The following is a 15,499-nucleotide window of genomic DNA, read 5'->3' as shown; positions in this document are numbered from 1 at the left end:
CGCGCACGGTCTGCCGCCCAAAATGCTTGAGCGTGCTGGTTCAGCACGAAAGAGCTTCGGCACAGCGCTTCGCGCTGCCGTTGGGTTTGCAAGGGAAACCATCGAAGAAGCGCGCGCAAACCCGATCGACCCATCGGCCGCGAAGCGGGCTGGAGCTATTTGGTGCTGAACCAGTGACGCAAAACAGTTGGTGCGGCAGACCGTGCGCGGTCCAAGCCCTTGTCTGCTTGTGGGGGCACTCGCTATTGCCGGGCCATTAGGCCAATCGCCTGTGCCGCGGCCGGCATGAAGTGCTTAGGCTGGGGATAGCTGCTTTCTTTGCCTACTTTCTTTGCAGCAGTGTATAGACCGGGGACATGGTTGACACTTTCGTCGGGGACATAGTTGACACTTTGATCATCGGGTATCGGGCTGGTTCGGGTCAAACGTCATGAGTCGGTGATGGGCGAAATAGAGGTCGTAGGCATCGGCAATCGTGCTGCTCGGTCGCGCCACGATGTGCAGTCCGTGCAGTGCGCTGGATACGCGCAAACGGTGCTTTCCAAACGTCACCTTGCCGTTCCAGCCCACCAGCAGGACCTGATCATCCGGTCCGTATTCGAGCGGTGGCAGGCGGCTGGGCATCGCCCGCGCACTGGGCCGATAGCGCGAGATCGGCGTCGCCATGCCGATGCCCGCGTGCGGGCGCTCGAAGTTATAGCTTTGCCGCCAGCGGTCGAATTCAGCCTGCACCTGATCGGGCCCGGTGAAGCTGCGGTGATTCAGCACCTCGGCCTTGAGCGAGCGATGAAAGCGCTCGTCCTTGCCGTTGGTCTGCGGGTGATAGGGACGGCTATGGCTCATACGAATACCCAGCCGAATGCATCGGATGGCCAACTCGGTCAATTCGCCAGGCTTGCTCGGCGTGCCCCACGGCGCGCCGTTATCGGCGTTGATCTGTTGCGGCAGCCCGTAACAGGCGAAAGCGTTTCGCAGATGCGTGTACACCGTCTCGGTGTCCTGGCTGCAGCACGCCTGCAGCACGAGGTTGAAGCGCGAATGATCGTCGATCACGGTGAGCGGGTGGCAGCGCCTTTGATCGAGCATGCCGAAGTGGCCCTTGAAATCGATTTGCCATAGCTCGTTCGGCTCGGCGCGCTCGAAACGGGTCCAGGCGGTGGCCGCCTCCGAAGCCTTCTCGCCGATGCATCCATGGCGCTGCAAAATGGCATTGACCGTGCTGTGCGAAGGCACGCCTTGCAGGCCTTGATCCTTCAGGCGCCGGCTGATCTTGTGCGCGCTCCAGGCCGGATGCTGGCTTCGCACCTCGAGCACCCGCGCTTGGAGTTCGTCGCAGGTCCGATTCGGGCTGCTGTGCGGCCGTCGGGAGAGATCGCCCAGCGCCTCGCGGCCCCCGGCCTGATAGCGGTTGACCCACTTGTATCCGGTCTGCCGGCTGATGCCAAAGCGTTGGCACAGCTCGCTGAAAGCAATCTCTTGTTGCAGGGCCAGGGTCACGAATTCAAGGCGAAGTTGCATGGTGTCCTGCGGGTTCCAAGGCATGGTCGGGTCCAGGCATCGAGATGCCCAAAAGTGTCAACCATGTCCCCGCGGATCTGTCAGCTATGTCCCCGGTCTATACACTGCTGCAAAGAAAGTAACCAAAGAAAGCAGCTCGCTGAAGCCCGCGGTCACACGCACGTTGGCCATGCTTGCCAGCCGCACGTGGCAATCGCCTAAGTGTGGCTCTCATAGGCCCCAACGGGCTTGGATCGCGCACGGTCTGCCGCACCAAATGTTTAAGCGCGCTGGTTCAGCACGAAATAGCTTCGGCACAGCGCTACGCGCTGCCGTCGGGTACGCGAGGGAAACCATCGAAGAAGCCCGCGCGCACGCGATTGACCCATCGGCCGCGAAGCGGGCTGGAGCTATTTGGTGCTGAACCAGTGACGCAAAACAGTTGGTGCGGCAGACCGTGCGCGGTCCAAGCCCTTGTCTGCTTGTGGGGGCACTCGCTACTGCCGGGCCATTAGGCCAATCGCCTGTGCCGCGGCCGGTGTGAAGTGCTTAGGCTGGGGATAGCTGTTTCTTTGGTTACTTTCTTTGCAGCAGCAAAGAAAGTGACCCCCGCCCCGGGGAGGGGCAACACAAATAGACCGACACGAAATCAGGATTCCACAAAACCAAGCCAGCGCAGCGAATTATGATGTCGTCTGACCACAAACCTGCAATCGATCGAATGAACCCACCGACCCTGAACGGGCAGCGCGTGCAGCTTCGCCCGCTGCAACGCGATGACCGCGCCGCCTTGCTCGATGCCGCCGCCGATGGCGAGCTCTGGAGTCTCAGCGTAACGGTCGTACCAAATGAAGACACCATCGACCGCTATCTCGATACCGCGTTCGCAGGCCGCGACGCCGGCACCGTCATGCCGTTCACGATCGTGCGAACCGATGACGACCGCGTCGTCGGCAGCACGCGTTACTGGAAGATCGATCGCGTGAACCGCAAGCTCGAAATCGGCCATACGTGGCTCGCGGCATCGACGCAACGCACCGGCATCAACACCGAAGCGAAATATCTGTTGCTCGCACACGCGTTCGAAGCGATGAACTGCGTGCGCGTGCAGTTCACCACCGACGAGCTCAACGTGAAATCGCGCGCCGCGATTCTCGGCATCGGCGCGAAACAGGAAGGCATCGTGCGGCACGAGCGCATCATGCCCGATGGCCGCAAGCGCAACTCGGTGCGCTTTTCGATCATCGATGACGAATGGCCCGCCGTCAAAGCGATGCTGCTCGCGAAGCTCAACCGTCGAGCGTAGCCGAAGCCTTCAGCGTCTTCACACGCGCTTTCATGAACGCGACGAAGCCACGCGTGACGGTGTCGTCGCGTTCGGCTTGCCATGCGAGACCGACGCGCCATCGCGCAGGCTGATCGCGCAAGGTCAGCACGCGCGCATCGCGCAGCAGGTATTGCGCGCGCGATGGCAGGAACGCGGCGCCCACGCCGCCCGCCACGGATGCGAGCACGGACTGGATATCGTCCGCTTCCTGAATCACGCGCGGCACGAACGCGTGCTCCGTGCACCAGCGATCGATCTGCGCCGCGAGACCCGGCCCGCGCGTGCGCGACAGTGCGATGAATCCCGGCTCGTTCAGCTCGTTCAGGTCCGCGGGCAGACGCTTGTAGCGCGTGTGCTCGGGCACGGCGAGCGCGAGCGTTTCGTCGAGCACGGTGACGCCCGACAGCCCGGCGCTCGCGGGCATGCGCATGAATCCCACATCGAGCTTATTGGCGAGGATGCGGCGCGTCTGCTCGTGCGACGAAAGATCGTGCAGCGTGATGCTCACGCCCGGATTGAGCGCGCCGAATTCCGCGATCAGCCTGGGCACGTGCGTGAGCGTCGACAGGCACAGGCCGACACGCAAGAACCCGCGCGCGCCGCTCGCGGCTTCGCGTGCGCGGGCGAGCACGGTGTCGGCGTCGCGTACCAGCGATTGCGCATCGGCGATGAAGCCCGCGCCGAACGCCGTCAGGTCCGCGCCGTGTCGCCCGCGTTCGAAGAGGCGCGCGCCGAGGCTCGCTTCGAGCGCGGCGATCTGCTTGCTGAGCGCGGGCTGGCTGAGATGCAGGGCTTCGGCCGCACGGCCGAAATGGCGCAAGTCCGCGATGGTGAGGAAGGCGCGCAGGAGTTTCAGTTCCATCGGATATTCGATTCCATTTGGCGATCGAATCGATCAAAACATTCATTTTACTTATCGATACGCGAGCGGTTCAATGAGGTCATCTACCCGTTTATTCCGGAGCCTCGCTTGGACGCCACCTCGTTTCGCATCGCTGTCAGCACGCTCGTGTCGCAAGGCGATGCGGCGCGCCATTGCGCGCTGATCGCGGACGCCGCATGTCAGGGCGTACAACTGGTGCTGTTCCCACAATTGAGCATCGGCGTACCGGACGACGCATCGCGAGCCGAATCGTTCGATGGCCCGTCGATCCGCGCGATTGCCGCAGCCGTCGACGGAACCGGCGTCGCAGCGGGCGTCGGCTGGATCGAGCGCACCGAAGACGCACGCCTTTACGACAGCTATGCGATTCTCTTTCCCGGCGGCGCGCGTGTGCGTCATCGCAAGCTGCATGTATCGCATCGCGGATTGCACAGCGGCGAGCGCTTCACCGTCTTCGACGCGCCGCTCGGCGCACGCATCGGCATTCTGATCGGCGATGACAACGATGTCGTCGAGAACGTGCGGATGACGGCGCTCATGGGCGCGACGCTCCTTATCGCTCCGATGCGCGGCGATCGCACGCAGCGCGCGACGCTCGCCGCGCGCGCCGCCGACAACGGCATGTTCATCGCGTGCAGCCACACATCGGGCGACGAAGCGCTGATCGCAGGCCCGGACGGCCGCGTGCTCGCGCGTCGTACATCGGAGGACGGCGGTCTCATTGTCGCGGATGTGAAACCGTCGTTGGCCGAGGCGAGCGCCGGGCGTCGGGCGCTATCCGCGCGCCGTCCCGATCTCTACGAACCGCTCGCGCGACAGGGCAACGTCTATCCGCTCAGGATCGAACCGGAACGCGCAATGTCGCGCGGTTCGCTGCCGCTCAGCTTCGCGGTGGTCGGACGCCATCGCGTGCTGCGCTGAATCGAACTCCGCACGGCCTTTCTGTCCCGATACAATCGAACGGACACATCGGACGAAAAGCCTGATACGGAGGTTTCGCACATGGATTTGATCATTCGCCGCGCGGCGCTCGCGGACTCGCGCGGGCTCGTCGATATCGGTATGGAAGCGGGGCGTATCGCCGCGATCGAGCCGCGTTTGACGGCCACCGCGCGAGAGGAAATTGATGCGAACGGTTCGCTCGTCACCGCGCCTTTCGTCGATGCGCATTTCCACATGGACGCGACGCTGTCCTATGGTTTGCCGCGCGTGAACGCGTCGGGCACGCTGCTCGAAGGCATCGCGCTGTGGGGCGAACTGAAGCCCGATCTCACGCAGGAAGCGCTCGTCGAGCGCGCGTTGCAGTACTGCGACTGGGCCGTCGCGCGCGGGCTGCTCGCGATCCGCTCTCACGTCGATGTGTGCGATCCGCGCCTGCTGGCCGTGGAAGCGCTCGTCGAAGTGAAGCGCCGCGTGAAACCGTATCTCGATCTGCAACTCGTCGCGTTTCCGCAAGACGGCGTGTTGCGCAGCGCAGGCGCGTTCGAGAACCTGAAGCGCGCGATCGCGATGGGCGTCGATGTCGTCGGCGGCATTCCGCACTTCGAACGCACGATGGCCGACGGCGCGGCATCGGTGAAGCTCCTGTGCGAGTTCGCGGCGGAGCAGGGCTTGCGCGTGGACATGCACTGCGACGAATCCGACGATCCGATGTCGCGTCATATCGAAACGCTCGCGGCGGAAACGCATCGGCTCGGACTGCACGGCCGCGTGACCGGCTCGCATCTCACGTCGATGCACTCGATGGACAACTACTACGTCAGCAAGCTCATTCCGCTGATGCGCGAAGCGGGCGTCGCGGCGATTGCGAATCCGCTCATCAACATCACGCTGCAAGGGCGCTCGGACACGTACCCGAAGCGACGAGGCATGACGCGCGTGCCGGAACTGATGGCGGGCGGCATCACGGTCGCGTTCGGCCACGATTGCGTGATGGACCCGTGGTACAGCCTCGGCTCCGGCGACATGCTCGAAGTCGCGCATATGGGTTTGCACGTCGCGCAGATGACCGGTGTCGATGCGATGCGCGCGTGCTTCGATGCGGTGACGAAAAGTCCGGCGCGCATTCTCGGGCTGGAAGGTTACGGCATCGAAGTGGGCTGCAACGCGGATTGCGTCGTCCTCGATGCGCGCGATCCCATCGAAGCGATTCGCCTGCGCGCAGCGCGCACGGCTGTCGTTCGACGCGGCAAAGTGGTCAGCCGAAGCCCCGCCGTGCGCGCGACGCTGGCGCTCGAAGGGCGGCCATCGGAAGTCGATTTCAGGATCGACAGGCGATAAAAAACCCGGTCCCTTGCCTGCGGACCGGGTTGTCGAGCCGGCTAACGATCAGTGCGCCGCTTGCCCGGACATGCCGTTATGACGCAGCAATGCGTCGATGTCCGGCTCGCGTCCACGGAACGCCTTGAACGAATCCATCGCCGGGCGGCTGCCGCCCACTTCGAGAATCTCGCGGCGATAGCGCGTGCCCGTCGTCGCGTCGAGCACCGAGCCGTTGCCGGCCTTCGCGGCCTCTTCGAACGCGGCGTACGCATCGGCTGACAGCACTTCGGCCCACTTGTAGCTGTAGTAGCCCGCCGCGTAGCCGCCCGCGAAGATATGGCTGAACGTGTTGGGCCAGCGCGAGAACGGCGCCTGCGGAATCACATGGAACTTCTCGTTGATCGAGCGCGCGAGATCGTTCACGTTCTGCGTCGCGTTCGCCGGATCGTAGGACGTGTGCAGCACCATGTCGAACATCGAGAAGACGATCTGGCGCAGCGTGCCGAGGCCGCTCTGGAAGTTCTTCGCGGCGAGCATCTTGTCGAACAGCTCGCGCGGCAGCGGCGCGCCGGTCTCGACATGCGCGGACATATCCGTCAGCACGTCCCACTCCCAGCAGAAGTTCTCCATGAACTGCGACGGCAGTTCGACCGCATCCCACTCCACGCCATTGATGCCCGACACGCCCAGCTCGTCGATGCGCGTCAGCATGTGATGCAGCCCGTGCCCGAACTCGTGGAACAGCGTGATGACTTCATCGTGCGTGAAGCAGGCGGGCTTGCCGCCCACCGGCGCCGAGAAGTTGCACGTGAGATAGGCGACCGGCGTCTGCACGCCGCCTTGCGTGCGCTTGTGGCGCGAGCGGGCGTCGTCCATCCAGGCGCCGCCGCGCTTGCCCTCGCGCGCGTAGAGGTCGAGATAGAACTGCGCGACGAGCGTGCCGTCCTTGTTCTCGACGCGGAAGAAGCGCACGTCGGGGTTCCACACGGCGGCTTCGTCGCGGCGGATCGACACGTTGAAAAGTGTTTCGGTGACCTTGAAAAGGCCCTTCAGCACGGCTTCCTGCGGGAAGTATTGCTTCACTTCGTTCTCGGAGAACGAGTAGCGCTTCTGGCGCAGCTTCTCGGCTGCATACGCGATATCCCAGGGCTGCAGTTCGGGCATGCCGAGCTCGGTCGCGGCGAACGCGCGCAGTTCCATCCAGTCGTTTTCGGCGTAAGGGCGGGCGCGCGTGGCGAGATCTTCGAGGAACGCGATGACTTGCGCGGGCGATTCGGCCATCTTCGGCGCGAGCGACACTTCCGCGAAGTTCTGATAGCCGAGCGTCTTCGCTTCTTCCTCGCGCAGCTTCAGGTTCTCGACGACATTGGCCGTGTTGTCCCATTCGGCCTTGCCGTCGCCATAAGTGCCGCCCAGTTCCGACGCACGCGTGACGTACGCGCGATACATCGCCTCGCGCATCGGGCGATGTTCGGCATATTGCAACACGGGGAAATACGAAGGGAAATGCAGCGTGAACTTCCAGCCATCCTTGCCATCGCGTTGCGCGGCTTCGCGGGCTGCTTCGATCACGTCGTCGGGCAGGCCGGCGAGATCGCTTTCCTTCGTGACGATGTACGCGTACGCGTTGGTCGAATCGAGCACGTGATCGGAGAACGCCTTGGAGAGCGCTGCCTGCTCCTCCTGCAACTGCGCGAAACGCGGCTTGCGATCCTCGGGCAATTCCGCGCCCGACAGGCGGAAATCGCGCAGCGAGTTCTCCAGAATCTTCTTGCGCTCGGCCGACAGACCGGCGAATTCCGGGCCTGCGGCGATCGCCTTGTACTTCTCGTAGAGCGCGAGATTCTGCCCGACGCTCGCGGAGAATTCGGTGACGCGCGGCAGGTTTTCGGCGTGCGCGGCGCGCAGTTCGGGCGTATCGGCGACGGCGTTCAGATGGCCGATGACGCCCCACGCGCGCGACAGTTTTTCCGATTCCTGCTCGACTGCCTCGACGACATCCTTCCAGGTCGCGGGCGTGTCCGGCGCGCTCGCGCGGTCGACGGCGGCTTTCGCATCGGCGAGCAGCACGTCGAGCGCGGGCGTGACGTGCGCGGGCTGAATCTCGCCGAAACGCGGAAGATCGGAAAAATCGAGCAGCGGATTGGCCGCTGCCGGGGTGGACGTGGTATCGCTCATGACTCTCCCGTTCTGATGTTGGACGAAGCCGGGAACGGGACGCGTGCCGCGCCGGCTCTCTCCGAGATTATTGGGGCGGGCGGGGCAAATTCCAATCGATTGTTTTTAAGGGGCCGATTAATGCCGCCCCGCGCCGATGTTCACGCCTGCGCCGCGCGTTCGGCCGCTTCGATCGTGTTGACGAGCAGCATCGTGATGGTCATCGGGCCGACGCCGCCCGGCACCGGCGTGATGAATCCGGCCACTTCGCTGACGCCCGCGAAATCGACGTCGCCGCACAGCTTGCCTTCGTCGTTGCGGTTCATGCCGACATCGATCACGGTCGCGCCCGGCTTCACCATGTCCGCGGTCAGGATGTTGCGGCGGCCGACCGCGGCGACGATCACATCGGCGTCGCGCGTGTGCTTCGCGAGGTCGCGCGTCTTGCTGTGGCAGATGGTGACGGTCGCGCCGGCTTCGAGCAAGAGGAGCGCCATCGGCTTGCCGACGATGTTCGAGCGGCCGATCACCACCGCGTTCGCGCCTTTGAGGCTGATGTCGTGCGCCTCGAACATCTTCATCACGCCGTAGGGCGTGCACGGGCGAAAGAGCGGCTTGCCGGTCAGGAGCGCGCCCGCGTTGGCGACGTGAAAGCCGTCGACATCCTTCTCCGGCGCGATGGCTTCGATGACCTTGTGGCTATCGATATGCGCGGGCAACGGCAGTTGCACGAGAATGCCGTGGATCGAAGGATCGGCGTTGAGCTTCGCGATGTGCGCGAGCAGCTCGTTTTCGGCGAGCGTCGCGGGGAAGCGGTCCATCACCGAGTGCAGGCCGTTGTCGTGGCAGGCCTTCACCTTGTTGCGCACGTAGACCTCGCTCGCGGGATTGTCGCCGACGAGCACGACGGCCAGGCCCGGCTTGTGTCCACGGGCGGTGAGTGCGGCGGCGCGCTGGGCGACATCGGCGCGAAGGGTCTTGGAAAGGGCGTTGCCGTCGATGAGTTGGGCGGTCATGGCGAATCGGATCGAGGATGGGCGAGGGCGCGCGAGGGCGTGAAGCCGACGCCGTGCCCGCCGCTTTCGTGCGGCAGCGGTGCGCGGCGCTCGCGCATGGTGCTGGGCGCCTCGTCGGCAAATGCGCGGCAAATGCGCCCCTGGGAAGGGCGAAATTATACCGCCGGGCGCTATCGTGCGTTCCGGCCCGCCATCTTCGACACCTCGCCGGGACTCACGGCGTCACCACCTTCCACGACGAATCCGGATTGAACGACTTGATCGCCGCGGCCGCGCGTGTGGACGCCGGGCCGAGATCCTTCTCGTAGATCTGCCCGTCCTGATTGACGATGAAGGTCATCACGCCGGTCTCGCCGTAGCGCGCGGGCGTCGCAATCACGCCGAAGCCGTTCGTCAGCTTGCCGTCCTGCAGATAGTTCTTCGCGCCGCCCTGCGCGTTCGCGCCCTGCGCCGTCAGGATGCGGTAGTGGTAGCCGTAGTAGCCGTCCTTGTCGGTAGGCTTGTTCGGCATCGTCGCGGCGAGCGGACCGAGCGGGCTTTCCGGATCGCCCGGCGCGGTGTGCCAGTAGAGGCCGTCGTGCTTGCCGGGCGTGCTCACGAAACGGTCGGCGTAGCGGCCGGCCGTCTTTTGATAGTCGCTTTGCGCGGCGACGACCGCGAGCGCGACCTGCATCGCCGAACGCTCGTTGCGGCCGATACGCCGCGTGAACACTTCGTCGCGCGCGGCGGGCATGTCGAAGCGCCAGCCTTTCGCTACTTTCACGAGCGGAATCGGCAGGGTCCAGCCGCTCGTGCCCGCTTCGATGTGGGCGGCCGGACGGCCATCGAGCGGCTGCGTATCCTCGACGATGCGATGCTGTTGCGCCCACGCGGCGAGGTACGCGTAGATGTCCTCTTCGCCGATGCTGCCCTCGGGCACGTAGCGCCCGTGGTCCTTGCCGAGGACTTTGGAGAGCGCGGTTTCGTCGTTGGTCGCGATGGCGTCGGTGAACGCCTGCGCGGCCGCTTCCGCGGTGGGATACACGGCCTGCGCGTACGCGAACGTCGCGCCGAGCGCGAGCGACGCGGCAACAAGTGCGCGAAGCAATGGCTTCTTCGATGAGGCGAGTGTTTTCATGTCGGGCTCCTGGATCTGGCGTTCGCTGCCTAAGCGGCGTTTGACGATGGACGCGATCATCACCGGCGGAATCCTCCTCCGCCGCCGCCTCGATGGAACCCGCCGCCGCCTCCGCCGCCACCTCCGTGAAATCCGCCGCCTCCGCCGCCGCCGCGTTGCACGCCGCCGCCGCCTCCGCCGCCTCCATGGAATCCGCCGCCACCACCACCGCCGCCGCCAAGCCCGCCGCCTGCCTGACGCTCGACACCGCCGCCGCGGTTATGCGACTGATTGGCGAACGACTCCCGGCTCGCCTGTCCGCGCTGCATGTCCTGCCGCGCGCCGTTGCCGTCGCCCGCGCCGCGCAGCGCGTTATCGCGATTCACGTCCTGCGAGCGCTGACGCAGGTCGCTCGTGTTGCGCGCGTTCTCTCCGCCGCCCTGGCGGATGCTCTGCACGCGCTGGCTGGCCGGCTCGTTGAGGTTTTGCCCGGTGCGCTGCTGCAGCGTCTGGGCCGCCTGCGCGCGCCCGTCCTCGCGGCCGCGGAACTGGTTGGCGTTCGCGTCGCGATTCGCGTTGTTCAACGTGTTCTGCCGGTTCTGGACGTTGGTCCGGTTGAACTGCGGATCGTTGCGGTTCCAGCGCACGTTGTTGCTGTTCGCGTTGATGCGGTTGCTCGTGTTGATGTTGTTGTAGCGGTTCACGTTGACGTTGACATCGCCGTGACCCCAGTTGCAATTGCCCCACAGCGAATTCACGACCGCGACGCCCGCGCCGAACGCGAGGCCGCCGACGAACGCCGACGCCATCGCATATCCCGGAGGCGGCGGCACGTAGACCGGCGGATAGGCCGGATAGGGCCATGTGCCGTACACGACCGTCGGGTTGTAGGTCGGCACGTAGACCACTTGCGGATTGGCCGGCTCGATCTGGATCACGGTCGTGCTGGTGGTCGTGCTGCCCGGCGGCGGCGGCGCGCTCGTGACCTTCTGCTGCTCGTTCGTCTTGAGATTGCCCGCGCTTTGCGCCGCGCGCCGCAGACGCTGAACCGAGTCCATCACGTCGCTCGGCTGCGCGATGAAGGCGTTGCCGAGCTGCGTCACCCAGTCGATCTTGGAGGCCATCGTCGCGAGCGCCTGAGGGAACGCGACGAGCGATTGCACGCTCGGATCCCACGGCTCGGATTGCACGGCCTTGACCGCGTCGTCGCCCTTGACGTTCGGATTCGCCTTCGACCACGCGGCCGCTTCGGTGATTTGCGACGGATACGTCGACGCCATCATCACCTGCGCGAGCAGCGCGTCGGGATAGAGCGCGACCGGCGCGGTCAGCGCGTCGAGCTGCTGGTTCGTGAGCTTCGGCGCGGTGCTCGCGGCGTCCTGCGTCTGTGCGTGCACCGGTCCGGGATGAAGCGCCGCGAGCGGCAACGCGAGCGCAACGCTCATCGCGATGATCCGCAGCGTGCGCGCGCGATGCCCGACGACGATGTAAGGGGTTCGTTTCAAGATCAAGTCCTCCGGTGCACGCGCGATGCGCACGTTGTTAGCCGACAGGCGGCGAACTGATGCGCAGTGCTTGATGAAAGCGAAGGGAACGATGCGAGAGCGCGCGCTGGTCTCGAAGGTATCGACACCAAACGTTTGACCGTCGAGCAAGTACGTGGCAGACGCCTTGTCGCGCATGACCGTTGTCCGGTAGTGGGTCCGGCCAAATTACGGGCGGGCCGCGATGTGTGTCAACGTGATTCAGGAAATATCACGTTTCACTCTCGCCGACAACGGGGGTTTCGGAAGGGGACGGACGGCGCGATGCGGGCATCGGGCGCGCCATGAAAGCGCGGCCGGCATGACGATGCCGGCCGCGAACGGGAGAGCGAAGCCGTTACTGCTGAGGCTTGTTCGACAGCGCGAGTCGCAGCAGATCGGCGACGGTGTTCACGGAGAGCTTCTCCATGATGTTCGCGCGATGCGCTTCCACCGTCTTGATGCTGATGCCGAGATCGTCGGCGATCTGCTTGTTCAGGCGTCCCGCGATGATGCGTTCGAGCACCTGATGCTCGCGCGCGGTCAGCTTGCCGAGACGCTCGGCGGCGGCGCGCTGCTGCTGCACGCTGGTGCTTTCGCTGCGCGCCTTCTCCAGCATGCGCTCCACGAGCTTGCGCAGCTCGGCCTCGTCGAACGGCTTTTCGATGAAGTCCATCGCGCCTTTTTTCATCGTCGAGACGGCCATCGGCACGTCGCCGTGACCCGTCACGAAGATGATCGGCAGGAGCGAATTCTCGGCGATGAGCTTCTCCTGCAACTCCAGCCCCGTCATGCCGGCCATCCGCACGTCGAGGATCAGGCAGGAAATCGCGCCGGAGTGCGAGATCGGCAGATAGACGTCGAGAAACGATTCCGCGCTGGAGAAACACTGAACGCGATAGCCGTTTGCTTCGAGCAGCCAGCGCAAGGAATCACGCACGGCTTCGTCATCGTCGACGACGAAGACGGTTTCCTGAGTGGTGACTGTGCTCATAGTTCTCCCGTAACTGTTTGTTGTCTCGTATGTTCGTCCTGCGCATCCGTGCCGCTTGTGCCCGAGCTGCCGTCCACTGCGCCGATCGGCAGGCTGCAGTGGAAGGTCGCGCCGGTCACGTGGCCGTCCGCTTCGACGTTGTTGACGACCCAGAGGCGTCCGCGATGCGACTCGATGATCGAGCGGCAGATGTTCAGCCCCATGCCCATGCCATCGGACTTGGTGCTGTAAAACGGTTCGAAGAGGCGTTCGGCGGTTGCCTCGTCCACGCCCGGACCCTGATCGACCACGCTGATGCACACGAAGCCGCCGTCCATGCGCTGCACGACGACGCGAATCACCGGATCGATGGCGTTCGGTTTCGCATCATGCATCGCCTCGGCCGCGTTTTTCAACAGGTTGACCAACACTTGTTCGATCAAAACCGGATCGACGTAGATCACCGGCATGCGCGAGCGGATTTCGGTGACGATGCGGATCTTGCGTTTGCGCGCCTCGATTTCGGCGAGACCGACCGCGTCCGCGACGATATCCGCGACGCGCGCGGCCTGGCGCTTGGGCTCGCTGCGCTTCACGAACTCGCGGATGCGCTTGATGATCATGCCTGCGCGCACGGCCTGCTGCGCGGTCTTTTCGAGCACGGGAAGCAGCGTTTCCTGGGTCACGCGGCCGGATTTCACCAGCGCGACGCAGCCCGAACAATAGTTGTTGATCGCCGCGAGCGGCTGATTCAGCTCGTGCGCGAGCGACGACGCCATTTCGCCCATCGTCATCAGGCGGCTCGTGAACTGGAGCTTTTCTTCCTGCTGATGCGCGAGTTCCTGCGCCTGCTTGCGCTGCGTGATGTCGGTGGCGATCTGCATCTGCGCGAGATGGCCGTCGACCCACTGGATGTACTGGCGGCGCACCTCGAACCACTTCTGGATGCCTTCGACATAGACTTCCTGCGCGTCCGCCGAGCTTTCGGTGAGCGCGGTGGCGGGCAGGCCCGCGTAGGTGTCGACCATGTCGATGGTGTCGGACGAGCTCTGCGAGCCGCCGTCGAACGCGGCGCCCGCGAGCTCCAGATGCCCGTCCGGACGGATGCCGAACAGATGCCGGTAATAGCGATTGGCGAAGAGCAGCTCGGCTTCGTCGGCGGCGAGCACGGAGACGGCCGCGTCGAGGCTTTCGAGCACGGTGGTGAAGCGCTCGTGCGCGGCGGCGAGTTCTTCGCGGGCGCGCTTGGGCTCGGTGATGTCCGTCATCGACGACATCCAGCCGGTCTGCCGGCCCGAACTGTCGATCAGCGGCGACACGTAGAGCCGCGCGTGGAAGAACGAACCGTCCTTGCGGCGCACGCGCAGTTCGAAGCCGGACGAGGGCGCCTTGCCGCGCAGCGTCATGTCGAGCTGGCGCTGCATTTCGGGATACGCGTCGCGCGGCCAGTACGGGAACGGCGCGTTCTTGCCGACGAGATCGCTCTCGTCCCAGCCCGTCATGCGGCAGAACGCGGGATTCACGTGCGTGATGCGGCCGTGCATGTCGAGCACGCGCATGCCGATCAGCACCGAGTTTTCCATCGCGCGGCGAAAAAACGCTTCGGCGTACAGCGCCTGTTGCGCCTCGAAGCGCTGGCGCGTGTGCTTCCACAGGCTCCAGAGACTCCAGAGCACGAAGCACGACAAACCCGCGACGAGCCAGACGAGCGTGTTGTTGGTGAAGTTGGTGAGCTGCGGATACGAATACACGCGCACCGACAGGCCCTGTCCCGGCGGATCGAGCGGCAGGTCGTAGAACATGTCGCGCGGCAGGCGCGGGCGGCTCGACGTGGTCGCGAGCTCGCGGTTGTTCAGGTCGGTGATGGAAATCTTGTACTTCGCCGACAGTTCGCTCGGAATGTCGTGCTTCAGGACGCCTTCGATCGAGAACACCGCCGCGATCGAGCCGAGGAACTCGCGGTCGCGGAAAACCGGTGTCTGCAGGGTGATATAGCCATTGCCGAGGTCGTCGTAGAGCAACGGCGAGTAGACTTGGCGGCGGGTGGTGCGCGCTTCGTCGAATGCGGCCTGCACGGCCTCGTCCATCTGCGTGTCGTTGGGCTTCGCGAGCCGCGATCCGAGCACGGGCAGCGGCGTATTCGGCCAGCGGGGCTTATGCTCGCTCGTGTACCAGTTCATGTAGAGGATCTCGGGATGCCCCTGCATGATGTCGGTGGACGAGGTCTGGAAGGTTTGCGGGTCGCCGTGGCCGGTCGCGATGTCGCGGGCGAGCGCCTGGATCTGCTCCTGCGCGCCGGTCATCGAAAGACGGATTTGCTGCTGTGCCCACGCGACATTCCGATAGAGCGTGTCTTCCTGCTGCTGTTGCTCGCGCCGGTTCAGGCTCCATAGGATGAGACTCATCACGACCAGGAATACCAGGATCGAAATGAGCGGCGTGAGTAAATAGGAGTTCGACCACCACGGGCCGTGGTGCCAGCGGGAGGGCGAGGCGTCGGTCGGCTTTCGCGCGACCCTCGCCGAGCGTTTGATCAGCCGTTCGGTCAACATGGAAGCGATTGTAACGCAGCGCCTGATTGTTAATCGGCGTAAAAAGACGGTAAAGAAGTATGGATTGTCGCAAAAGGAGGAGAAACATCTGAACAAAAAAGTCTTATCGGACGGTGCGTTGCAGCAATTTTTCGTATGGTGAGATTAACTCTCATGATTTGAAAAATTCCTTGCATCATGGTCTGGACCCTCTTTAGAATTGCCGGCACGCGG

General features: G+C 64.4%; 11 protein-coding genes. 3 read left to right on the top strand and 8 right to left on the bottom strand.

The genetic code is table 11. From position 1 onward, the window contains the following. Positions 1 to 396: 396 nt before the first annotated feature. Complete coding sequence (locus tag ACEN42_RS09975; RefSeq protein ID WP_371879830.1) at positions 397 to 1,542, bottom strand: IS481 family transposase; 1,146 nt, start codon at positions 1,540 to 1,542, stop codon at positions 397 to 399. Positions 1,543 to 2,218: 676 nt separating this feature from the next. Between ACEN42_RS09975 and ACEN42_RS09970 the strand changes: the two genes are divergently transcribed. Further along, positions 2,219 to 2,803, top strand: a complete 585-nt coding sequence (locus tag ACEN42_RS09970) for a GNAT family N-acetyltransferase (protein WP_371879829.1) — start codon at positions 2,219 to 2,221, stop codon at positions 2,801 to 2,803. On the opposite strand, the gene ACEN42_RS09965 is transcribed toward ACEN42_RS09970, so the two are convergent. After that, positions 2,787 to 3,686 carry a LysR family transcriptional regulator gene (locus ACEN42_RS09965; protein ID WP_371879828.1) on the bottom strand — a complete coding sequence of 300 codons (900 nt, stop codon included), beginning with the start codon at positions 3,684 to 3,686 and terminating at the stop codon, positions 2,787 to 2,789. The two genes, ACEN42_RS09970 and ACEN42_RS09965, sit on opposite strands and share 17 nt — an antisense overlap. Before the next feature lie 108 nt (positions 3,687 to 3,794). Here ACEN42_RS09965 and ACEN42_RS09960 point away from each other — a divergent pair, with 108 nt between their 5' ends. Together ACEN42_RS09960 and ACEN42_RS09955 are read left to right on the top strand one after the other, a co-directional pair. Continuing rightward, positions 3,795 to 4,628, top strand: a complete 834-nt coding sequence (locus tag ACEN42_RS09960; RefSeq protein WP_371879827.1) for a nitrilase-related carbon-nitrogen hydrolase — start codon at positions 3,795 to 3,797, stop codon at positions 4,626 to 4,628. A gap of 81 nt (positions 4,629 to 4,709) precedes the next feature. After that, positions 4,710 to 5,987 carry an amidohydrolase family protein gene (locus ACEN42_RS09955; RefSeq protein ID WP_371879826.1) on the top strand — a complete coding sequence of 426 codons (1,278 nt, stop codon included), beginning with the start codon at positions 4,710 to 4,712 and terminating at the stop codon, positions 5,985 to 5,987. Between the two features lie 48 nt (positions 5,988 to 6,035). Here the strand turns inward: ACEN42_RS09955 and ACEN42_RS09950 are convergent, their stop codons facing one another. The 6 genes from ACEN42_RS09950 to fixL form a co-directional block, all read right to left on the bottom strand. Continuing rightward, entirely contained in the window at positions 6,036 to 8,147 is a 2,112-nt protein-coding gene (locus ACEN42_RS09950) for a M3 family metallopeptidase (protein ID WP_238288039.1), read from the bottom strand. Positions 8,148 to 8,287: 140 nt separating this feature from the next. Beyond that, complete coding sequence (folD, locus tag ACEN42_RS09945; protein WP_187605031.1) at positions 8,288 to 9,142, bottom strand: bifunctional methylenetetrahydrofolate dehydrogenase/methenyltetrahydrofolate cyclohydrolase FolD; 855 nt, start codon at positions 9,140 to 9,142, stop codon at positions 8,288 to 8,290. Positions 9,143 to 9,356: 214 nt separating this feature from the next. Next, a complete protein-coding gene (locus ACEN42_RS09940) occupies positions 9,357 to 10,259 on the bottom strand; it encodes a DUF2950 domain-containing protein (protein ID WP_371879825.1) in 903 nt (300 codons plus the stop codon). Between the two features lie 59 nt (positions 10,260 to 10,318). Further along, positions 10,319 to 11,683 carry a DUF3300 domain-containing protein gene (locus tag ACEN42_RS09935; RefSeq protein ID WP_371881105.1) on the bottom strand — a complete coding sequence of 455 codons (1,365 nt, stop codon included), beginning with the start codon at positions 11,681 to 11,683 and terminating at the stop codon, positions 10,319 to 10,321. A 436-nt stretch (positions 11,684 to 12,119) separates the two neighbouring features. Next, positions 12,120 to 12,755: an oxygen response regulator transcription factor FixJ gene (fixJ, locus tag ACEN42_RS09930; RefSeq protein WP_014190971.1), complete on the bottom strand. Its 636-nt coding sequence runs from the start codon at positions 12,753 to 12,755 to the stop codon at positions 12,120 to 12,122. Continuing rightward, positions 12,752 to 15,286: an oxygen sensor histidine kinase FixL gene (gene fixL, locus ACEN42_RS09925; RefSeq protein ID WP_035506485.1), complete on the bottom strand. Its 2,535-nt coding sequence runs from the start codon at positions 15,284 to 15,286 to the stop codon at positions 12,752 to 12,754. The genes fixJ and fixL overlap by 4 nt, the downstream gene beginning before the upstream one ends. Between the last annotated feature and the right edge of the window lie 213 nt (positions 15,287 to 15,499).

The organism is Caballeronia sp. S22, assembly GCF_964261745.1.
Lineage (GTDB): Bacteria > Pseudomonadota > Gammaproteobacteria > Burkholderiales > Burkholderiaceae > Caballeronia > Caballeronia jiangsuensis.
The sequence above is the reverse complement of the archived record's forward strand: the minus strand, read 5'-3'. Positions and strand labels throughout refer to the sequence as shown.